This is a genomic window from Kurthia sp. ISK08 (assembly GCF_046159805.1).
Lineage (GTDB): Bacteria > Bacillota > Bacilli > Bacillales_A > Planococcaceae > Kurthia > Kurthia gibsonii.
On the sequence record NZ_JBJXHL010000003.1, the window covers coordinates 146,515 to 168,227 of the forward strand.

At 38.0% G+C, this 21,713-nt stretch carries 19 protein-coding genes and 1 riboswitch; of the genes, 14 read left to right on the forward strand and 5 right to left on the reverse strand.

What is annotated here, in order from left to right:
- Positions 1–352: 352 nt before the first annotated feature.
- The 4 genes from ACKVQX_RS07330 to msrA all read right to left on the reverse strand — a co-directional run bounded on the left by ACKVQX_RS07330 (position 353) and on the right by msrA (position 4,122).
- A complete protein-coding gene (locus tag ACKVQX_RS07330; RefSeq protein ID WP_068453818.1) occupies positions 353–1,414 on the reverse strand; it encodes a DHH family phosphoesterase in 1,062 nt (353 codons plus the stop codon).
- A gap of 264 nt (positions 1,415–1,678) precedes the next feature.
- A complete protein-coding gene (locus ACKVQX_RS07335) occupies positions 1,679–2,455 on the reverse strand; it encodes a hypothetical protein (protein WP_325921111.1) in 777 nt (258 codons plus the stop codon).
- Positions 2,456–2,606: 151 nt separating this feature from the next.
- Positions 2,607–3,512: an AEC family transporter gene (locus tag ACKVQX_RS07340; protein WP_325943187.1), complete on the reverse strand. Its 906-nt coding sequence runs from the start codon at positions 3,510–3,512 to the stop codon at positions 2,607–2,609.
- 64 nt (positions 3,513–3,576) lie between these two features.
- Complete coding sequence (gene msrA, locus ACKVQX_RS07345) at positions 3,577–4,122, reverse strand: peptide-methionine (S)-S-oxide reductase MsrA (protein ID WP_285216270.1); 546 nt, start codon at positions 4,120–4,122, stop codon at positions 3,577–3,579.
- A gap of 124 nt (positions 4,123–4,246) precedes the next feature.
- On the opposite strand from msrA, the gene ACKVQX_RS07350 reads away from it, so the two are divergent.
- The 14 genes from ACKVQX_RS07350 to ACKVQX_RS07415 all read left to right on the forward strand — a co-directional run bounded on the left by ACKVQX_RS07350 (position 4,247) and on the right by ACKVQX_RS07415 (position 20,177).
- Positions 4,247–5,191 (forward strand): LCP family protein, encoded by a 945-nt coding sequence (locus ACKVQX_RS07350; protein ID WP_368634053.1) that lies wholly within the window; start codon positions 4,247–4,249, stop codon positions 5,189–5,191.
- Between the two features lie 50 nt (positions 5,192–5,241).
- Entirely contained in the window at positions 5,242–6,465 is a 1,224-nt protein-coding gene (locus ACKVQX_RS07355; RefSeq protein ID WP_068453806.1) for an AI-2E family transporter, read from the forward strand.
- A 270-nt stretch (positions 6,466–6,735) separates the two neighbouring features.
- Positions 6,736–7,770 (forward strand): N-acetyl-gamma-glutamyl-phosphate reductase, encoded by a 1,035-nt coding sequence (gene argC, locus ACKVQX_RS07360; RefSeq protein WP_336663323.1) that lies wholly within the window; start codon positions 6,736–6,738, stop codon positions 7,768–7,770.
- A gap of 14 nt (positions 7,771–7,784) precedes the next feature.
- Complete coding sequence (gene argJ, locus ACKVQX_RS07365; protein WP_068453799.1) at positions 7,785–9,011, forward strand: bifunctional ornithine acetyltransferase/N-acetylglutamate synthase; 1,227 nt, start codon at positions 7,785–7,787, stop codon at positions 9,009–9,011.
- On the forward strand, positions 8,974–9,753 hold the full coding sequence (gene argB / locus ACKVQX_RS07370) for an acetylglutamate kinase (protein ID WP_343175550.1): 780 nt from the start codon (positions 8,974–8,976) through the stop codon (positions 9,751–9,753). Before argJ ends, argB begins: the two co-directional genes overlap by 38 nt.
- Complete coding sequence (locus tag ACKVQX_RS07375) at positions 9,750–10,883, forward strand: acetylornithine transaminase (protein WP_409136155.1); 1,134 nt, start codon at positions 9,750–9,752, stop codon at positions 10,881–10,883. Before argB ends, ACKVQX_RS07375 begins: the two co-directional genes overlap by 4 nt.
- Positions 10,884–11,093: 210 nt before the next feature.
- Positions 11,094–11,525, forward strand: coding sequence for a hypothetical protein (locus ACKVQX_RS07380; protein ID WP_409136156.1), 432 nt, complete (start codon positions 11,094–11,096; stop codon positions 11,523–11,525).
- 13 nt (positions 11,526–11,538) lie between these two features.
- Positions 11,539–11,850, forward strand: a complete 312-nt coding sequence (locus tag ACKVQX_RS07385) for a hypothetical protein (protein ID WP_068453792.1) — start codon at positions 11,539–11,541, stop codon at positions 11,848–11,850.
- A gap of 171 nt (positions 11,851–12,021) precedes the next feature.
- Entirely contained in the window at positions 12,022–12,279 is a 258-nt protein-coding gene (locus ACKVQX_RS07390; protein ID WP_068453789.1) for a hypothetical protein, read from the forward strand.
- A gap of 123 nt (positions 12,280–12,402) precedes the next feature.
- Positions 12,403–13,926 carry a CoA-acylating methylmalonate-semialdehyde dehydrogenase gene (locus tag ACKVQX_RS07395; protein ID WP_121177902.1) on the forward strand — a complete coding sequence of 508 codons (1,524 nt, stop codon included), beginning with the start codon at positions 12,403–12,405 and terminating at the stop codon, positions 13,924–13,926.
- A gap of 123 nt (positions 13,927–14,049) precedes the next feature.
- A complete protein-coding gene (locus ACKVQX_RS07400) occupies positions 14,050–15,609 on the forward strand; it encodes an amidohydrolase (protein ID WP_409136157.1) in 1,560 nt (519 codons plus the stop codon).
- A 135-nt stretch (positions 15,610–15,744) separates the two neighbouring features.
- Positions 15,745–17,289 (forward strand): PucR family transcriptional regulator, encoded by a 1,545-nt coding sequence (locus ACKVQX_RS07405; protein ID WP_409136158.1) that lies wholly within the window; start codon positions 15,745–15,747, stop codon positions 17,287–17,289.
- A gap of 117 nt (positions 17,290–17,406) precedes the next feature.
- Positions 17,407–18,756, forward strand: coding sequence for an aspartate aminotransferase family protein (locus tag ACKVQX_RS07410; protein WP_276309719.1), 1,350 nt, complete (start codon positions 17,407–17,409; stop codon positions 18,754–18,756).
- A 23-nt stretch (positions 18,757–18,779) separates the two neighbouring features.
- Positions 18,780–20,177 (forward strand): amino acid permease, encoded by a 1,398-nt coding sequence (locus tag ACKVQX_RS07415; RefSeq protein ID WP_409136159.1) that lies wholly within the window; start codon positions 18,780–18,782, stop codon positions 20,175–20,177.
- A gap of 47 nt (positions 20,178–20,224) precedes the next feature.
- Here ACKVQX_RS07415 and ACKVQX_RS07420 read toward each other — a convergent pair whose 3' ends face one another.
- Entirely contained in the window at positions 20,225–21,385 is a 1,161-nt protein-coding gene (locus tag ACKVQX_RS07420) for an aminotransferase class I/II-fold pyridoxal phosphate-dependent enzyme (protein WP_285216419.1), read from the reverse strand.
- A gap of 163 nt (positions 21,386–21,548) precedes the next feature.
- Positions 21,549–21,661, forward strand: a riboswitch (SAM riboswitch).
- Positions 21,662–21,713: the final 52 nt, after the last annotated feature.

Genomic DNA, 21,713 nt, shown 5'->3' on the forward strand with positions numbered 1-21,713 from the left:
ATATAATTATACTAAATCACATTTCGCTGTACTATTACAGGGAAATGACAGCGCTTTATTATATTCCCATTTGAAATAGAATTTGGTTTCGATTTCTAACTATATTTTTACACGAAGTAGATAAATTAATCTAGTCTTTTCTCTTAAATTTTTTATTTTTTTTATTCTATGGAAATTTAAGGCTTGGAAAATGATAATTTTTTGATTGCAACTTATGCATAGTTTAAACTGAAAAATGAATGAAATCAAATGTTATGTGTTAATGAGGGTAAAAATACACATCAAAAAAGTATTTAATAAAAAAATAAAGACATAACTCGCTTATTCGCGAATTATGTCCAATATGTTCAAGTTATGCTTTTTTTTGTGCCTCGAAAATAGCCGAGATGAAGTCCATACCAAGTGCAGATAAGTCACATCCAGATGCATTTGGATGACCACCACCATTATATTCTTTCGCAATTTTTGATAAATCAAGTTTTTGCCCAATTGAACGTAGTGAGACTTTATCTTTTACTAAAGAGATAATGAAGACACAGTCGATTTCTTCTTCAAACTTCTCAGCTAAATGATTGCCAAGTTCGCTAAAGAATGAATCTGTTTCAACAACACCAATATTAATCGGTTCATCATGTCCTTTTAATGTGTAATTTTCAACGATAATCATTTGTTTTGATTTTTTCTTTAAAATTTTACGTAATTCATCTTTTGAAAAATCAAGATACTGTTGGTCAGCCTCTGTAAATAATGACCCATTTAAAATATAATTCATACGATCTTTTGCGAATTCGTGGCGACGACGTGCGTAGAAAATCGTATTCAAATCGGCAGCTTCCTGAATCGAAAGGGCGTGCCAATCCCATGTATCATATAGACGAACATTTTCAACAAAATGCGTAACACGTGTTAACATCGTGTCTTTTTCTTTTTGTGTATATTCAGGGATGGCGATCGATTCTTCACCATCTTCTTGTTCGATTCGTTGAAGAGGTGTCACTTCAAAACCAGCATCGAATAAATTTTTGAACATTAAAGTAGTCGCACTCATTTTAATGCCATTTTTTTCTGGAATAACTTCTGCCCAGTCATAATCATTTAAATAAAGTGCAGATGCATGGTGGTCAATTAAAATAATATGACGACCATTCGGTTCTTTATTGACAGCAGAAATCGCTTCAGCTGTTTCTTCGTTCACAGATAAATCTGTAATGATTAATAATTCTTGATCTTGCAGCTCAGCAATTTTTTCAATCACAGCTTCATCAATTTTACGCGTCTCTACATAATAAGGAATATGCGGAATACCAAAAGCATCTAATACAATTGAAGGACCGATTCCGTCCAAGTCTGTATGTGTAATTAAATGAATTTGAGCATATTGCGTTAGTTTTTTCGGTAATTTTTTAAAATTCATATCGTCAACGCCTTTCTAAAACATCGAACCTCATTATAGCACTGAGTGGTTTCATAAAAGAAGGGGAAAGCACGAATTTCTACATTTTACTTGGCTGAAAGGGAATCATATTGCGTTGAAAGGGACAAACCCACGCGCGAAAGGGAATCATCGCCATTGAAAGGGACAAACCCACGCGCGAAAGGGAATCATCGCCATTGAAAGGGACAAATCCACGTGTTGTAAAAAAACAAGGAAGCCTTAAAGGGCTTCCTTGCTTTGCTTTTATTTTGTTAGTTGGATAAACGTTTTACCTCGGTCTTTTGTTTGGATTAGTCCTTTATTCGGTGCGTAGTAGTACGTCATTTTACCATTTTGTGTCACAATGACATTTTTAAATGTGCCAGCTTTTGTTTTAACAGTTGCTTTTGTTTGCGTAATTTTTGTTTTTTGACCAAGTTCGCCAGACCAGATTAAATTCTTTTTAATTGGGTATTTGATAGAAAGGGATAAATATCCATCTTCTATATCACCTGTATAAAGTCCTTTGCTTGTATCGTATTCTGTAATACCGAATTGTGTTGGTGAAGATTTATAGAACCAGAAGTTTGTAACTGCTGGACTCGGTTTGTACGTTTTTAAGAAAGAAGCGGTAAATGTACGCGCATAAATCGAACCTGCATTCATTGGTACGTCGTAGCGATATTTTTTAGAAATATCTCGCGCGTAATGTGTGCCTGTTTTAGCAGAAACTTTTTTCAACGCAGATGTTTTTACATAGGCATATTGAAATTGATAACGAATTTTTGAGAATCCGTTCTTCGTTTGTCCTGTAACAACGACACCACTATTCTTCGGTAGTTTCACATATTTTTTTGAATTAGCAGAAGGTTTACTGAAAATATGAACGGTTTTATTCGGTTGAACTTCTCTGAATTGTTCAACGGAAGCCGTTTTATAGGTGCTTTTGGCTTGAGAAAAGGTAGGTGTTAACGTCAAAATACTAAATGCGACAGCAGTAATTGTGATGAATGTACCTGTTTTTTTGAATGAATAAGACATGATGAAGACCTCCTCTTTTCCACCTACAAGGATGAAACGTTATGTATAGGTTGGATATTAAGCTACGTATTCCCTAAAAAATCAGAAATAAACGGTTTTTTAATAAAAAAACCTCACGTATCTATTAGACGAAGCGTGAGGGTAAAAAGTTTTAAACTCCTAAGAAAAATAACACAATCGGAATACTGATGATACTCAGTAATGTTGTCACTAATGTTGTGAACGAAACGAGATCAGGCTTTGTATTAAATTGTAGTGCAAGCATTGTCGTATTTGCGGCAGCTGGCATCGTAGCTTGTAAAATTAAAACCGATTTTACAAGTGGAGGTAAAGGCATAAAATAAAGAATAGCTGCTGCAATAAGTGGTGAAGCGATAATACGAATGATCGTTGTTGCACCCATTGCTACATAATTGACACGTTTTCTTGAAATCACAGCTAACTGCATCCCTAAAATAAGCATGACCACAGGAATGGAAGCATCTGCGATTAAGTCAACAGCATTCATGACAGATTGATGTACTGGTACATGAATTAGTTGTAAAACTAAACCGATGACAGCACCCCATAAAACGGGCATTTTCAACGCTTTTTTAAAGGATGCGCTTAAGCTTGGGGAGTCGTCACTACCCACAGAAGCAATAAAGATACCAAGTGTATTCATAAAGAGGGAGTGAATAACCATAATAATGACAGCAATATGAAAGCCTTCGTCACCAAATGCAAATAATGCAACAGGCGCTCCGTAGTTACCACTATTCATGAAGACAGCACCAAGCATGACAGCAGATGTTTCTGAACGGTCACTATGTAAGAGGCGCGTAACAAGGAATGTTACGATGAACAGTAGAACACACAATAAAATCGCAAACGAAAAAATATACATGTAATCGATATTAATCGGTGTCATATAAAATGTTCGGAACGCTAATACGGGTGACATGACGTAAAGTGTTAAAGTGGAGATGTTTTTAATATTAAAATGGAGAATACGTTGACCAATAAAACCTGTCAAAAATACGAGTAGTACAGGTAATATAACAAGAAATAAATCCATAAAGTCACTTCTTTCTACCAAAAAAACAATGAAATAAAATGAGAACCTTTTTTATACAATAACGTCACATAGACGTATCTTCATCCCAATGTGATGAAATGAATTCATCGCGCCCAGATTGCGCACGGTCTTCTTTATATTCTTTTGGATTCTTTTTATAAAAGTCTTGGTGATAATCCTCTGCGATGTAAAATGTCTCAGCTGGTACAATTGGTGTAACAATCGGCTTTTTAAATTTACCAGACTTAGCCAATACTTCTTTTGATTGTTCAGCAAGTACACGCTGTTCTTCATTATGATAAAAAATCATTGCACGATAATTTGAACCGCGGTCTTGGAATTGACCTTCGTCGTCAGTTGGATCAATTTGTTGCCAAAACAATTCCAAAAGTTGTTCATAGCGGAATTGTGTAGGGTCATAAATGATTTCAACCACTTCTGTATGACCTGTTTCACCTGTTTTAACTTGTTCATATGTTGGATTTTCAATAGTTCCACCCATATAACCAGATATAACAGATTCGATTCCATCCCATTCGATGAATGGTTTAACCATACACCAGAAACAGCCACCGGCGAATGTTGCTTTTTGTAATGATTGATTGGACATAAAAGACCTCCTAAAAGAAAGATGTAAAATATTTTTTTAATATAATAACTACTCAAAAAACTGTAGAGAGCATGTTACTATTATAAAGAAGAAAACGATGAGACGAAAGGAGAATTTAAACGATATGGCACAAACACGAAAAAGAAGAAAAAAAGGTAAGTTACGTAAAGGAAGAATCTTTTTTACAGCATTATTTTTACTCGCAATCATCGGTGGCGTTTATTTTTACCTACAATATAAATCTGGAGAACAATTAGCTGTTGGAGAAGAAGCTCCTGAAAAAGCAACGTTGGAATTTAATGGTGACTCACAAAGTAATAAGGATATTGAGAATATTCTATTAGTCGGTGTTGATTCGCGTGGTGAAAAACAATCACGTTCGGATACAATGATGTTAGCTTCATGGAATAAAGCAACAAATGACGTCAAATTAGTTTCATTCATGCGCGATATTTATGCGGATATTCCAGGTTATAAAAGTTATAAATTAAATACAGCTTATTATTTAGATGGAGCTGATTTATTGAAAGCGACATTGAAACAAATGTTTGATGTAGAAATTAATCACGTAGCGGTGGTCGATTTTAAAAACTTTGAAAAAGTAGTAGATGTTGCTGCTCCGAATGGGGTAGAAGTAACTGTACCACATGACATGTCAAAAAATATTGGTGTCAAATTGAAAAAAGGAACACAACGTCTAAATGGTAAAGAACTACTTGGATTCGCACGTTTCCGTTATGATGCACAAGGCGACTTTGGACGTGTTGAACGTCAACAACAAGCAATTGAAGCATTGAAAAAAGAAGTTCTTCAAGTTGAAAATGTGAAAAATTATCCAAAATTACTTGGTGTTGTGCAAGGATCTATCCAGTCAGATTTAACGAAGGGTGATCAGTTGAAGATGCTATTAGGTGCTGTAAAAGGCGGCGATGTAAAAATCGAGAAATTAACGATTCCTGTTGAAAATAGTTATACATTTGCGAATGTACCCGGTTCAGGATCAGTCATCCAAATTAATTTAGAACAAAATATCCAAGCACTGGATAAATTCTTACGCTTTAACCAATAAAAGGTGTATACTGAGAACAATAGAGAAATAGAAAGAGTTGGAGGTGTGCTATGGAACCGAATAAAAGAGATTTTTTTAACACACGGTTTATTCAGTTTTTAGGCGGTAAAAATTTGCTTTTTGGATTAGTCACATTAATTTTAATGGGAATTGCTTTGTATCTTTACACAAAGGTCTCATTCATTTTTGAACCAATCATCGTATTCGTCCATACAGTACTGCTACCTGTTGTATTAGCAGTGATTGCCTTCTATTTATTACGACCAGTCTTAAAATTATTAATGAAGTGGCGTATTCATCGCGTATGGGCAATTCTCATCATTTATGTTGCACTCGCAGGGTTGATTACATTGCTTGTGACGCTTGTTGTACCATTTTTACGCGAGCAATTTATGAATCTAATTACAGAATTCCCGCAATATTTTGTTCAGTTCTTAGATACCATTCAAAAATTTGTTGAAAGTTCGAAAGTTGCAGCGATACTTGATAAGTATGACTTGCGACTTGACCAAGCGATTAATAATACAACAAAAGAAATTAGTGATTATGTAAAAGATGGGGCTGGTCAGTTAGGTAAAGGACTTGCGACAAGTATCACAGGTTTTCTAACAACATTAACAGGCATTGTATTAGCGCTTGTAACGGTTCCATTCATTTTATTCTACTTATTAAAAGACGGTGAAAAATTACCACGTGCTTTTATGAAATTATTACCACCATCTTTACGTGGCGGTACAGAGCATGTATTAAAAAATGCGGATCACCAAATTAGTAGCTACATTCAAGGACAAATTATCGTGTCCTTCTGTATAGGTACGATGGTCACAATTGGTTTTTTGATTATCGGACTTGATTATGCTGTACCACTTGGTTTTTTAGCTATGATTACATCTGTTGTACCTTATCTAGGGCCAATCATTGCGATTACGCCAGCAGCAATTATTGCAATTGTAACCGCACCTGTCATGCTATTAAAATTAGCAGTAGTTTGGACGATAGTGCAGTTAATTGAAGGGAAGTTCATCTCACCACAAGTAATGGGTAAATCATTACATGTGCATCCGATTACAATCATTTTCGTTCTGTTAACAGCTGGTTCATTATATGGTGTAGCAGGAGTTGTACTCGGTATTCCAGGATATGCAGTCTTAAAAGTAATTGTATCGCATTTATGGAATCTGTTTAAAAAACGCTTTAATAAATTTCATGATGATCACGAACAATATGAAGTGATGGAATGGAAAGAGGAGCAAGACGAACAACCAAAATCATAAATAGAAACATTGAGCGAATAAAGATACATGAAAATGTATATTTTAAATCGCTCAATGTTTTTTTTATACATAAATAAAAGAAGTATAAGAATAAGGAGGATGTGATATATAAAAGAACATAAGATATGAATTGCGTGAGAATCTCTTTTATAAAAATAAATCGCTTGTTTAAAACGGAATTTTCTAAAATTTTCAAAATAAATAAAAATACATTTGACATTATAAATATACATTTATATAATATGAATATCATATGAAAGAGGTGATTCGATGAAAGTGGGCATCATTGGTGCAACAGGTTATGGAGGGTTAGAACTGGTTCGGCTACTAAGCAGCCATCCAGCAGTCCAAGAGATTCAATTATTTACTTCTTCAGAAGAAGGAATATCATTCTCAGCAAAATACCCGCACTTAACAACATTATATGACCAACCGCTTGAAGCGATTACGAAAGAAGCCATAGCACAATTAGATGTAGTCTTTCTCGGAACACCTTCTGGCATATCGGGTCAATTAATTCCGGAAATCTATAATGAGCAAACAGTTTTTATTGATTTATCAGGAGATTTACGATTAAAGAATATTGAAAATTATGAAAATTGGTATGGCAAAAAAGCTGCCCCACAAGGTTTAGTCAATCGAAGTGTGTATGGTTTATGTGGTTGGAATGATGCAGCTATTAAAGAAGCGCAAGTGATTGCGAACCCGGGTTGTTATCCGACAGCGACATTACTTTCTATTCTACCTTTATTACAAAAGGGATTAGTAAAGCATCACAATATTATTATTGATGCAAAAAGTGGTGTATCTGGTTCAGGAAATAAGCCATCGCAAATGACGCACTTTACAGAAACAACCGAAGCTACAACCATTTATAAAATTAATCAGCATCAACATATTCCAGAAATTGAGCAAGCGATTGAATTATTTACAGGAAAAGTTGAGCCGATTACATTTTCAACGCATCTTGTTCCGATGATTCGAGGCATTATTACGACGAGCTATTTACAAGTTGAATCAGGGGTAACGGAAGAACAGTTATATAGGGCGTATGAAGATGTATATGCAGATGATCCATTCATTCGAATCGTACCAAGTGTACAAAAGTTAAGTACGAATCAAGTACGTGGAACGAATTACTGCGATATTACGATTAATTTAGATGCACGAACGAATCGCTTAACCGTTGTTGCGGTGATTGATAATTTAGTGAAGGGCGCAGCAGGACAAGCAATTCAAAACATGAACAAAATAATGGGATATGAAGAACAGGCAGGACTAAAACAAGTACCGCTGTTCATCTAAAAGGAGAGCAAAGTATGGCACAAATCGTTGAATCAGTAAAAAAGTTAACAAGTGAAAGTATTATTGCGCCAAAGGGATTTAGTGCAGCAGGTATTCATTGTGGACTAAAGCATAAGAAGAAAGATTTAGGCATGATTGTAAGTGAAGTACCAGCGAGTGTAGCAGGTGTATTCACAACGAATGCGATTAAAGCAGCACCGCTTGTATTAACGAAAGAGACAGTCTATACGAATGAAAAAATGCAAGCAATCATCATTAATTCAGGTAATGCCAATGCATGTACAGGTACACAGGGGATGGCAGATGCATTACAGATGCAGCAACTGACAGCAGAGAAGTTGGGGATTTCACCGCAACTTGTAGGTGTAGCTTCAACAGGTGTTATCGGTGAAATTATGAAGATGGACAAAGTAGTAACAGGCATTGATATGATTCAGCCAGGACATACACTTGAAAATGCGATTGACTTTGCACAATCGATTTTAACAACAGATACGGTGATGAAAAATACAGCGTATGCAGTTGAGATTGACGGACAAGAAGTTATTATTGCCGGTGTTGCAAAAGGTTCAGGTATGATTGAGCCGAATATGGCGACAATGCTTGGTTTTATTACGACAGATGCCAATATCGAACAAAAAGAGTTGCAAGCATTATTAAAGAAAACAACGGATACAACCTTTAATGCGATTACAGTCGACGGTGACACATCAACGAATGATACGGTTCTTGTATTAGCTAACGGTTTAGCTCAAAATAACCCATTAACACCAGAACATCCACAATGGTCGGTTTTTGAAGATGTTTTTGTCAAAGTAGCAGAAGATTTATCAAAAATGATTGCACAGGATGGAGAAGGTGCGACGAAGCTAATCGAGGTAACGGTTGAAGGCGCGATTACGGACGAAGAAGCACGTAAAATTGCGAAAACAGTTGTTGGATCACCACTTGTAAAAACAGCCGTATTCGGTTGTGATGCGAACTGGGGACGTGTCATTTGTGCTATTGGCTATAGCGGCTGCACAATTGATCCGACAAATATTCTAATCAAAATTGGTGATACAACGGTTGTTGAAAAGGGAGAACCGATTCCTTTCTCTGAAACAGAATTAACAGCGTACTTAAAAAATCATGAAGTGAAAATTTATGCGAACTTACATCAAGGAGATGGTGTAGGAAAAGCGTGGGGATGTGACTTAACCTATGACTATGTCCAAATCAATGCCACATACAGATCGTAAAAAAAGAATGGTTATCAAATTAGGTGGAAGTATGTTAGAAGGTTTGAATGAAACATTCTTTCACCACTTAAAAGAAGTGCAACAAACATATGATGTTATTATCGTTCATGGCGGTGGTCCAGCGATTAATGAGGCACTTGCGCAGGCAAATATAGCCACACATAAAATTGACGGTATTCGTGTAACAGATGAACAAGCCATTCATCTCGTAGCAAATACACTCATTGGTGAAGTGAATCCAATGCTAGTTGGTCAACTCAATCAAGCAGGTATCAAAGCGATGGGCTTAAATGGTCAAGATGCGAAGTTATTGCAGTGCCATTATTTAAATAAAGAAGTATTTGGCTATGTAGGGGAGATTGATACAGTCAATATGGCGATATTAGAGCAGTTACAAGCACTGAATATTCTACCTGTCGTTGCATGTATTGGCGCGACAAATACAGGGCAACTTCTTAATATTAATGGAGATACTGTAGCTTGTGATGTAGCACTTGCCAATCAAGCAGATGAACTGTTATTCGTGACAGATGTAGATGGCATTCGTATTGAAGATGTATCGATTCAGCAGACGACTGCACAGCAAATTCAAGGGTGGATTACGAATGGCGCAATCTATGGTGGGATGATTCCAAAAGTAGAAGCGGCGATGACCTGTGTCGATGCAGGAATTCCAGCAGTGAAAATTGTCGGTGCAACGCTACAAGGAACGACTATTTTAAAAGAGAAGGTGACACAATGAGTGCTTTATTTCAAAACTATAATCGAAGACCTGTTCATCTTGTGGAAGGTAAAGGGACGTATGTATGGGATGACCAACAAAAACGTTACGTAGATTTCACAAGCGGTATTGCCGTCTTAACGTTAGGGCATTGTCCTGAGGAATTAGTTCAAGCGATGAAAGCGCAAAGTGAAAAATTGTGGCATACATCGAATTTATATACAAGTCATGCACAAGAAAAGTTAGCGCATGATCTTGTGAAAGATACACACCTCGCTCACGCTTTCTTCTGTAACTCAGGAACAGAAGCGAATGAAGCTGCAATCAAATTGGTACGTAAACATACGAAAAAACATAAGATGATTACATTTGAACAATCTTTCCATGGTCGTACATTTGCGGCGATGAGCGCAACAGGACAAGCAAAGGTGCATAGTGATTTTGGACCGATTTTAGATACATTTGAATATGTACCATTTAATGATGTGGTAGCACTTGAAGCAGCAGTAGACGATGAAACAGCCGCAATCATGTTAGAAGTCGTACAAGGAGAAGGTGGTGTACACGTTGTCACACCTGAATTTGCCGAAGCGATTCAACATATTTGCGACGAAAAAGGGATCTTGCTCGTAGTCGATGAAGTGCAGACGGGTATTGCGCGTTCAGGAACACGCTATGCTTTTGAACAGACAGCTTTAAAACCACATATTGTCACACTCGCAAAAGGACTTGGTGGTGGGTTCCCAATCGGCGCTATGCTTGGGACAGCGGAATTATTCGATACATTCAATGTGGGGACACATGGTTCGACATTCGGTGGAAATCCGATGGCGATGGCAATTGCACAGACCATTGTAGATGTAACATTCAATGATTCATTCTTAGAAAAAGTGAAAGCATCTTCTAACTATTTTAAAGAACAACTCGCGATTCACTTACCAGAAGTAGAAGTACGTGGTATGGGATTACTACTTGGAATTGAATTAACACAACCGATTCCAGAAGTTGTTGCGGCATGCGAAGAAAAAGGTTTACTCGTTGTTGGAGCAGGTGCGAATACACTAAGGCTCTTACCACCACTAAATGTAAGCCAACAAGAAATTGATGAAGCAGTGCAAATTTTAAAACAAGTAATGCTTGTAAATGTCTAATTAATATACGTGAATTAATGTGTTCAGAGAATCACCATTCACGCTGTATACCTCTTAAATATCTGTGGTTTGTCATAGACGGTGCGGAACAGGGACCAAACCGTCTGTGAAAATCACACCTAATTCACTTCCTAATAAAACTAGGAAGATTTTTTTATGTATATATTTACCTTTTTATATGTTAAAATGGAAGAAAGTGGGGGTGTTAGAGTGACGGTACATACAATCGAGGGGAAAATAGAACAACTTCAGATGGAAAAAACATATATTTACCTACAAACGAAGGATTTTATTATGCATCTACCAATCACAACAGAAGTCATAGACTGGGAAACAGGTGACACTATTTCGCTACATAAAATACCTGCTCAAAGTTATTTTCGCCTCTATCGTTTATATGGACAATATGTATTATTCATTTCTGAAAAATCGACTTTTTATGGACTATATGAAGGAATCTATGATGAGGTGACATCGTGTATTAGCGACGTTTGTATGATTCGTCATAGCGCACAGACGAAAAAATACGGCGCATGTCTAACGGACGGAGCGTATGTCATTGCACTTTGTAAAATCACAACACGCAGTATCCCGCCGCAGTCGGCACCAACTGCCTTATTCGTATTCCGAAAAAACACATAGGAGCGTGAACAACATGAAAGCAAATCGTACGGTTTTAACGATTGTCGGTATCATTGTATTAGCTGTAATAGGTTGGGGCGTTTATATGATGAATGAAGTCGTTGTTGCTGAAGAACGTATTGAACTATCAGACAAGAACATCATTAAAAAAGATAACCATCAATACATTCAAATCGAGAGAAAAGACTATGAACTTACAGACTCACTCGCGAAAAATATCGATTCTACAACAGAACGCGAATACGTAGTAAGCTACCGCTACAACAAGCTATTCAAAAATAGCGGCGAAATGACATCAATTCGTAAATATGGTCTACAGAATTAGAAGGTTAATTTTAGATAGTAGTAAAACATTTTATCTCAATGTAAAAGACGATGATTATACAGTCGTCTTTTTTTAATTGGCAAGATATCTATAGGAAGCATTCATCCTTGATATGTTACACTATCTAAATGAAGTGAACTTCTAAAAACAAATGAAAAGAGTAAGATACTGATGAAACTAAAAGGTTTAATAAATGTCATTATTGTGATGTGGGTTGTCCTCAATTTAAAAGATATGCAGTGGGATAATCCACATATTTTTACAAAGATTGTTGTGATGGTAGCCGTTTTATGGCTATTAGGTCGTGATTTTTTACAATTTGAACAACAGCAAAAACATGAGAAAATCGGGCGTACGGTCTTCCTAGGTGTTCTGATTGGTTACCTTCTCTATGAGCTAGAAGGTTATATATTTACATACTTTCTTTGAACACTTTACACTTTGTCTAATTCTCGCTTTTGAATCATTACGCATCGTGCAATTTTCCTGTATCTGTTATATGGTAAATTATGTGTAAGTAAAAGATTACTAGCAGATGAAGGGGTGTTTTAGATGACAGTAGAACAAAAAGTACAGCAGTTACATCATTATGTGAACGGTGAAAAAGTTGCAGGAAAGAGTGGGAATTATGCATCGGTTTACAATCCGTCTAAAGGCGAAGAAATTGCACGTGTACCGCTGGCGACACGTGAAGAAGTAAGTGAGGCTATTGCGACAGCGAAAGCAGCGTTCAAAGGATGGCGTAATACGTCAGTTGGTAAGCGTGTTGAAATTCTCCATCGTTTCCGTCAATTACTTGTAGAAAATGAACAGGAATTAACAGAATTGATTTGTACGGAGAGCGGGAAAACACGTGAAGATGCAAAGGGTGAAATTACGCGTGGTTTAGAGTCAGTAGATATGGCAATTGCTGCACCGCAAATGTTAAAAGGAGAGTATTCTGTTAATGTGGGCGGACATATTAATGCCTTCTCTCGTAAAGATGCACTCGGTGTTGTTGGAACGATTGCACCCTTCAACTTTCCAGTTATGGTGCCGCTTGCGATTACAAGTATGGCTGTCGCGGTAGGAAATGCGGTCATTTTAAAGCCATCTGAAAAAGTGCCAATGTCGGCATTATTCCTATGTGAACTATGGGAAAAAGCTGGTCTACCAAAAGGTGTATGGACGGTAATTAATGGTGGTAAAGAAGCAGTAGATGAACTACTTGAGAATAAAGACGTACAGGCAATCTCATTCGTTGGCTCAACACCAATCGCAGAGTATATTTATGCGACAGGTACAAAACATGGTAAACGTGTGGCAGCATTCGGTGGCGGTAAAAACTTTATGGTCATCATGCCAGATGCGGATTTAGAACAAACAGCGAATGCGTTCTTAGGTGCTGCATATGGTGCTGCTTCACAGCGTTGTATGGCGATTTCAGGTGCTATTCCAGTCGGAGAAGACACTGCCAATCGCTTCGTCGCAATTTTAAAAGAAAAAATCTCACAACTCAAAGTCGGTGATTACCAAGAAGCAGGCGTTGATTTCGGTCCTGTCATCACACAGCAATCAAAAGATGTTGTCATCGAATCAATCGAGCGTGCCATTTCAGAAGGCGCAGAAGTTGTGGTTGATGGACGCGATTGGGATATTGTAAAAGAATCAAAAGGGTTCTTCGTAGGTCCAACATTACTTGACCATGTACAGCCGGGTATGCATGCATACGAACAAGAAGTCTTCGGTCCTGTTCGAATCGTGACACGCGTCTCAACTTTACAAGAGGCAATCGACTTAATTAATGCGCATGAACTAGGAAATGGTGTAACAATCTTCACGAATAATGGCGGCGCAGCTCGTCACTTTGAAGACGAGATTGATGTAGGTATGGTCGGTGTCAACGTGCCGATTCCAATTCCTGTTGGCTATCATAACTTTGGTGGCTTTAAACGCTCGAAATTCGGTGAAGGGCATATGTTTGGTCCAGATCAAGCGCGCTTCTTTACGAAAACAAAAACCATTTCTGAAAAATGGCTAACAGCGGATGAGCATGCGACAACAGCGTTCTCATTCCCAAGTAACCAAGATGCGTAAATAAATGATTGAGAGAAGTAGGTGTTCGTACCTGCTTCTCTTTTTTTCGAACAGAATTACTTTCTTTTTAATCGTTAAAAAGAGATAATAGAGAGAATAAATGGAAAAAGGGGTGGCGTGTACGTGAAAAAAGTTTGGATCAACGGCACAATTTACACAATGGAATCAGAAGGCGATACGGTAGAGGCGGTTTTAACGGAAGATGGGCGCATTATAGCATGCGGTTCTACCGAAGATTTAAAAAAAGAAGCGGATGAAATCATTGATTTACAAGGGGCAGTGATGTATCCAGGCTTCGTTGATAGTCATTTACATATGATTGGCGTAGGATTACAGTTAATGCGACTCGACTTATCGTCCGTCCAATCAAAAGAAGAAATGTTATATTTACTCACGATTGCAAGCCAAAATATACCTGAAGATAGTTGGCTCATTGCGGAAGGTTTCAACGAAAATCAATTTTTAGACCCGACGATTCCGACATTACAAGAACTCGATGCAATTCGTCAGGGACCGATTGCGATTAGTCGTGTATGTCGTCATGTCTATTTAGGAAATACAGCTGCATTACGCGCCGCTAACCTAGAAAATTATATAGATTCAGATAAGGGGTCTGTCGGACGCGATGAACAAGGGAATTTAACAGGACTTGTCTATGAAGCAGCAGCAGAACAATTGCGTGATGCTCAAATTCAAGAGGGCGAGCAATATGTGAACGAATTGAAAAAAGCTTTGAATGTCGCGATGGATACAATGTTATCAAAAGGATTAACAGCAGGTCATACCGAAGATTTCGCTTATTATGGACCTTACCAAGAACCGTATCGTGCATACCGCGAAGTTTTAGCTGAACGACAAGATTTTCGCTGTCATCTACTCATGCACTACTATGTATTTGAAGAAATGATGGAGGCGAATCTTACGTTTGATGAACCATTTATGGAACGCGGTGCAATGAAAATTTTTGCGGATGGTTCATTTGGCGGTTCAACAGCGGCATTAATTGAAGATTACGCAGATCAATCTGGTTGGAAAGGAACACTCATTCAAACAGATGAGGAGATGGCGAAATTATTCCAACTCGCACGAAAATATGATGCGCCGATTGCGGTTCATGTCATTGGTGACGCCGCAGCAGAGCAAGTTGTGACGATGATGGAGCGCTATCCAGCGGCTGAAGATGTGTGCGATCGATTGATTCATGCGTGTTTAGTAAATGAAGATTTATTAAAACGCATCGCAAAACTCCCTGTTGCAGTCGACGTTCAACCGACGTTTGTGACATCAGATTTTCCTTGGGTAGCCGAGCGACTTGGTGAAGCACGTCTACCATATGCCTATGCATGGAAGTCATTACTTGAACATGGAATCCCATGTGCAGGAAGCAGTGATGGACCGGTAGAGAGAATCGACCCACTACTTGGAATTGAAGCGGCTGTCACACGTAAAAAAGACGGTGTTGTATATGGTGTAGAACAATGCATCAGTCGTTTTGAAGCGATTCAAATGTATACACGTGGCGGCGCAGAGATTATTGGGAAGTCACATGAACGTGGAATGATTAAAGAAGGATTTGTAGCTGATTTTAGTGTGTTTGACCGAGATTTATTTAAAGGAACGATTTCAGAAGCGCAAGCAGTCATGACGGTTGTCGATGGACGCATTGCTTATCAACAAGATTGATTATACAAAAAGTTTAGGCGCATGCGTGCCTAAACTTTTTTATTTGAAAAATCTAAATTTTAAGAAATAAATCAAAAAAGTTATAGAATTCCGATAAAACTACATTATAATAGATAGCATAAAAGAGGTGAAAATGTGCAAAATTTACAATTACAATTAGCAGATATTTTACAATATGATCAATTTCAATCGGCAGAATTTATGGCAGGAAATACCAATCGGCTTGTGAAGTGGGTACATATTATTGAAAATTCAGCTGTAGGTCATCTTATGAAAGAACATGAACTCATTTTAACAACAGGAATGGGGATTCATAAAGATGTCGATACATTTGAACGTTTTTTAGATGAACTCATCGCCAAAAACTGTGCAGGGTTATGTATTGAATATGGTCGTTACATTCAGTCAATTCCAACAACCATTCTACAAAAAGCGAAAAAACATCAATTTCCGATTGTTGTTTTTCATGAAGAAGTGTCTTTTAGTGATATTACACAAGAAGTACATCGCCAAATTATCAGTCATCAGTACCAATTAATTGAGCGACTGGAAGCCTATACACATACACTGAGTAAGGCATCGCTCACATCGAATCGACCAGAAGCATTACTTGAAGTATTAGTCGAGGCAATTGGTGGACAGTGTATTTTACAACTAACAGATGAAAAAGCGGTCTATTATCCAAAATGTGACGCAACGAAAAAAGCGCTTCTTGAAAAAGAAGCGCCTTTAATAAAAGAGATTTTGTTATTATCTCAACAATACGGTCAATTGAAATGGTATGGATTACATAGTGGAATTGAGTCTTTGTTTTTAGAGAGAACCGCACTATTTATCGCACAAATTATTTTAAGGAAGCTGTATTCAATTGAGAAAGAAGCGGTAGCACAGCAACTTTGGAAACAGGATTGGCTTGAAGGACGACTATCGAAGTCGGAAATTTTGCAGCATCTTGAAAAAGAACATGATCGTATTCGTATAAAGCAGATGACGGTTTTATATGTGAATGTAGCGAATGGTCAGTTGGAAGGACAAGAAGGCTTTGATGATGTGTACTTTACATTATATGCTCGCAATGTTTTTGAAAAACGCGGCTTTACAATTTGTACAACGAATCATCAAGATCATTATTATATGATTATTTTCAATCAGCGCGATGAAGCTTCGATGATGTCGCGTTTGCGAGAAGCGGTTTTAAAAATCAAAAAGGTTTTTAAAACGGATACTGTTACACGTATTGCGACAGGTAAAACAGTTGAATCAGTGGAAGATGTACCGACTGCATATGAAACTGCCAGAACGACGATGTATATTCGAAAAGTACTGCAAACGACAGATTGTTTTTATGAAGATGTGTTATTGGGGCATATGATATTAAATTTACAACAAACAATGGATGTAAAGCAGATGATGACGCAATATCTCGGACCATTAATTGCCTATGATGAAAAACATTCATCAGAATTAATCCCAACATTGCGCACTTATTTAGCAACGAATTGCTCCAAACAGGAAACAGCTCAAAAATTATATATTGTGCGTCAAACATTATATCATCGTTTGAAAAAAATAGAAGAATTAATTGGAATGGATTCGAGTGAACCGCATCATCGTATGATGCTTGAGATGATGCTATACGCAAAAGAATTCATAGAAAAATCTTCGAAAATTCATGAATAAGCTAACTTATGTAAAAATATTCTGTTAATTGTTTTACATTATGTAACATACATTTCTTCCTTTCATGTCAGATAATACAAGTAAGAAAGACAACATGAATGAGAAGGAGTGGTTGATGTGTCTAAAACACAAACAGAAATGAACGCAAAAGCAGTAGATGAGCAATATCTTTGGCATGGGATGAAACCGTATAATCCGCAAGCAACAATGATTGTAGAAAAAGCACATGGTGCACGTATTCAAGACTCAGATGGTCATGAATACATCGATGCGATGGCGGGATTATGGTGTGTAAATGTTGGTTATGGTCGTGAAGAAATCGCAAAAGCTGCTTACGATCAAATGGTGAAAAATGCTTATGCGCCATTATCGCAATCACATCCACCAGCGATTCAACTCGCAGAGAAAGTAAATGAATTATTAGGTGGTGGCTATGTAGTATTCTTCTCAAATAGTGGTTCGGAAGCAAATGAAGTGGCTTTCAAAATTGCACGCCAATATTATGCGCAACAAGGAAAAGCATCTAAGTATAAAATTGTGTCGCGCTATCGTGCATATCATGGAAATTCGATGGGCTCTTTAGCAGCAACAGGTCAAGCAGAACGCAAATACAAATACGAACCGCTTGCGCCGGGTTTTTTACATGTTGCACCGCCTGATGAGTACCGTCAACCAGAAAAAGCATCTGAACCGACTGCACTTCCTTCTGTTCAAGCAGTCGATCATGTCATGACATGGGAGATGGGTCAGACGATTGCAGCTATGATTATGGAGCCAATTATTACAGGTGGCGGAGTCATTGTACCGAATGAACAGTACATGCGCGGTATAAAAGAAGTATGTGAAAAACATGATGCACTACTCATTGTTGATGAAGTAATTTGTGGTTTTGGACGTACAGGAAAGCCATTCGGTCATCAGCATTACGGTGTAAAACCAGATATTGTAACAATGGCAAAAGGGATTACAAGTGGTTACTTACCGCTATCTGCAACTGCTGTGAAGCGAGAAATCTATGAAGCATTCAATGGTAGTGAGATGTATGACTATTTACGACATGTCAATACATTTGGCGGTGCAACAGCGAGTTGTGCAGCAGCGCTTAAAAACATTGAGCTAATGGAGCAAGAACAGCTATTTGAACGCTCAGCTATTAAGGGAGCAGAAATCTTACAAACACTTCAAGAACAGCTTGAAAATCATGCACTTGTTGGCAGTGTACGTGGAAAAGGTTTATTAATTGGTATTGAGTTAGTAGAAAATAAAGAGACAAAACAACCTGTAGCCGTTCAGGTTGTGAATGACATCATCGCAGCGTGTAAACAACAAGGCGTCATCATTGGAAAGAACGGTGCAACTGTTGCAGGATATAATAATGTCCTGACATTATCACCACCACTTAATACAAGTGATGAAGATTTACAAACGATTGTCGATACCGTTGTGAAAGCCATTTGGGATAAATAGCAAAGCATAAAGGGGTGTTGTAGATGAATGAAGGTCAATCGTTACAAAAGGGGTTAAAAAAGAGACATATGACGATGATTGCCATCGCTGGTGTTATTGGTGCGGGACTCTTTATGGGGAGTGGTTCAGTTATTCACTTAGCTGGACCCGGCGCCATCTTATCGTATGTGATTGCTGGTACCATTGTTGTCCTCGTGATGCGTATGTTAGGGGAGATGGCAGCTAAAAACCCATCGAGTGGCTCATTTGCGATTTATGCAAGTCAGGCGCTTGGAAAATGGGCAGGATTTTTAGTTGGTTGGCTTTATTGGTTCTTCTGGGTAATTGCAATCGCGCTAGAAGCAACTGCAGCAGCCGCCATCATTCAATATTGGTATGATGGGATTCCGCTTTGGTTATTAAGTTTAATCTTAACTTTAACATTAACTGTTACAAATTTAGTATCGGTTAAGGCTTTTGGTGAATTCGAGTACTGGTTCTCATTAATTAAAGTAGTTAGTATTATTGCATTCTTAGCAATCGGTGCATTTATTATTTTTGGCATCGTACCAGGCTTTTCATCAGTTGGCTTTACGAACTTAGTAGGGCAGGGTGGGTTCTTACCGAATGGTTTTGGCGCAGTCATGATGGGTGTTGTCATTGTCATCTTCTCATTCATGGGTACTGAAATTGTGGCGATTGCAGCAGGAGAATCTGCTGAACCGGTGAATGCCGTACAAAAAGCGACGAATTCAATCATCTGGCGTGTACTGATCTTCTTCGTCGGTTCGATTACCGTCGTTGTGACATTGCTTCCATGGGATTCATCGAGTATTTTAACAAGTCCTTACGTTGCAGTACTCGACTATGTCGGTATTCCAGCAGCAGCGCAAATTATGAACTTTGTCGTTTTAACTGCTGTATTATCTTGTCTGAATTCAGCACTGTATGCAACATCTCGTATGTCTTTTGCTTTAGCAGAAGAAGGACAAGCACCGAAAATTTTCTTAAAGTTGAATAAGCGCGGCGCACCTGTTTATGCCATTTTAGCGAGTACATTCTTCTCGTATATTGCCGTAATTATGAATTATGTATCACCAGAAGCAGTCTTCATGTTCTTAGTCAATTCATGTTCAGCGATTACATTAATTATGTATTTCATCATTGCAGCTTCTCAACTTGTTATGCGTCGTCGTGCGATTAAAGAGGGGACAGAACATGAACTTGTATTACGCATGTGGTTATCCCCGTATTTAACGATTGGCACGATGATTATGGTAGGAGGACTTGCTGTAGCGATGTTCTTTATTCCAAGTATGCGCTCTCAAATTCTCTTTACAGCAGTCATTGTAGCGGCAGTCATGCTTATGTATTACTTTACACAACGTAAAAAAGCACCTGTTGACCTGTTACAACCAGAACCTGAAACACCGCTTGAATAATAAAAAGTCTGAATCCTTATTGATGATGGGATTCAGACTTTTTCTGTTTATAAAGTTGCGAGTCTTGAAACAGCTTCTTGTAATAGTTTTTCATCTTGAACGAGTGCGATGCGTACATGGTTTCTGCCCGATGCACCGAAGATTGAACCGGGTACAAGGACAACGCCTGTTTGTTCAATGACATGATAGACAAATTCTTTGTCATCCATTTGTTGTTGCGGATACTTCGCATAAACGAACATACCACCAGCTGATGGTGCGAGTTCCCAGCCGATTGCTTCAAGACCTTCTGATAGTACACGATGTCTTGTCGAAAAAATGGTACGCAATTCATCTGTAATTGATTCCGCATTGTCGAGTGCAACACATGCCGCATCTTGAATTGGACGGAATGTACCATAATCAAGGTGTGATTTGAGTTCGCCCAATGTTTCAATGACGGAAGCGTTTCCAACGATATACGCAATACGAGCGCCTGCAAGACTAAAGCTCTTAGAAAGTGAATTAATCTCGACACCCACTTCTTTTGCACCTGGTACTTCTAAAAAGCTAAGCGGCTTTGTACCTTCAAAATAGAATTCTGAGTAGGCGGCATCGTGAATGACGATTAAGTTATGTTTTTTCGCAAAAGCAATCGCCTTTTCAAAGAATGCGACAGAAGGCATTGCTGGAACGGGATTCCCTGGAAGATTTAAAATGAGCATTTTCGCACGTGCACAAATATCTTCTGGAATGGCATCAAAATCAGGTAAAAACTGATGTTCAGCTGTTAATGGCATCGCATACGCTTCACATTTTGCGAGATGAATGCCTGCTGCATAAGCTACATAGGCAGGGTCCGTTGTGAGTACAATGTCTCCTGGATCACAAAATGCGAGCGGTAAGTGCACAAGTCCTTCCTGAGAACCCATCGTTTGAATGATCTCTGTTTGTGGATCTAATTCCACGCCACTACGACGTTGATAATAGTTGGCAACTGCTTCATGAAATCGCTCCGTTCCACCGAGCGTATAGCCATAACTATCAGCCTTTTCAGCTTGTTTTGCTAATTCTTCTCGCACAATTTGAGCAGGTGGTAAGTCAGGACTTCCCAAACTTAAATCAATAATTTTTGTGCCTGTTGCCGCTTTCTTTTTTGCAGCAGCTTTTAAACTACCGAAAATGGCTTTCGGAAATTGATTCATTAATGTTGAACGATGCATCGTCATCATGTTGTGTCACTCCTTTAATTCGCTTATTTCTTCTTTATTTTACCATATTGTATTTGGCTAAAAACACTATTTACGTTTTTAAAAGAGAGATTTTATTGAATTATCAGAAATGTTTGCTATTAAAGTATGGTTCTGCTATGATAGTTAATAATTCAATATTGTCTTATCAAGAGAAGCCGAGGGAATGGCCCGATGACGCTTCAGCAACCTCTGTTTAAAACAGAAAGGTGCTAATTCCTACGGAAGCTCCATTATGCTTCTGATAGATAAGAGTCGGATACATATGTGTAGCCTCATTCTTATCAAAGAGTGAGGTTTTTTTATA

Excerpts from the sequence above, each read along its gene's own strand:
- ACKVQX_RS07330 (WP_068453818.1), bottom strand. The coding sequence starts at position 1,414 with ATGAATTTTAAAAAATTACCGAAAAAACTAACGCAATATGCTCAAATT.
- ACKVQX_RS07335 (WP_325921111.1), bottom strand. The coding sequence starts at position 2,455 with ATGTCTTATTCATTCAAAAAAACAGGTACATTCATCACAATTACTGCT.
- ACKVQX_RS07340 (WP_325943187.1), bottom strand. The coding sequence starts at position 3,512 with ATGGATTTATTTCTTGTTATATTACCTGTACTACTCGTATTTTTGACA.
- msrA (WP_285216270.1), bottom strand. The coding sequence starts at position 4,122 with ATGTCCAATCAATCATTACAAAAAGCAACATTCGCCGGTGGCTGTTTC.
- ACKVQX_RS07350 (WP_368634053.1), top strand. The coding sequence starts at position 4,247 with ATGGCACAAACACGAAAAAGAAGAAAAAAAGGTAAGTTACGTAAAGGA.
- ACKVQX_RS07355 (WP_068453806.1), top strand. The coding sequence starts at position 5,242 with ATGGAACCGAATAAAAGAGATTTTTTTAACACACGGTTTATTCAGTTT.
- argC (WP_336663323.1), top strand. The coding sequence starts at position 6,736 with ATGAAAGTGGGCATCATTGGTGCAACAGGTTATGGAGGGTTAGAACTG.
- argJ (WP_068453799.1), top strand. The coding sequence starts at position 7,785 with ATGGCACAAATCGTTGAATCAGTAAAAAAGTTAACAAGTGAAAGTATT.
- argB (WP_343175550.1), top strand. The coding sequence starts at position 8,974 with ATGACTATGTCCAAATCAATGCCACATACAGATCGTAAAAAAAGAATG.
- ACKVQX_RS07375 (WP_409136155.1), top strand. The coding sequence starts at position 9,750 with ATGAGTGCTTTATTTCAAAACTATAATCGAAGACCTGTTCATCTTGTG.
- ACKVQX_RS07385 (WP_068453792.1), top strand. The coding sequence starts at position 11,539 with ATGAAAGCAAATCGTACGGTTTTAACGATTGTCGGTATCATTGTATTA.
- ACKVQX_RS07390 (WP_068453789.1), top strand. The coding sequence starts at position 12,022 with ATGAAACTAAAAGGTTTAATAAATGTCATTATTGTGATGTGGGTTGTC.
- ACKVQX_RS07395 (WP_121177902.1), top strand. The coding sequence starts at position 12,403 with ATGACAGTAGAACAAAAAGTACAGCAGTTACATCATTATGTGAACGGT.
- ACKVQX_RS07415 (WP_409136159.1), top strand. The coding sequence starts at position 18,780 with ATGAATGAAGGTCAATCGTTACAAAAGGGGTTAAAAAAGAGACATATG.
- ACKVQX_RS07420 (WP_285216419.1), bottom strand. The coding sequence starts at position 21,385 with ATGACGATGCATCGTTCAACATTAATGAATCAATTTCCGAAAGCCATT.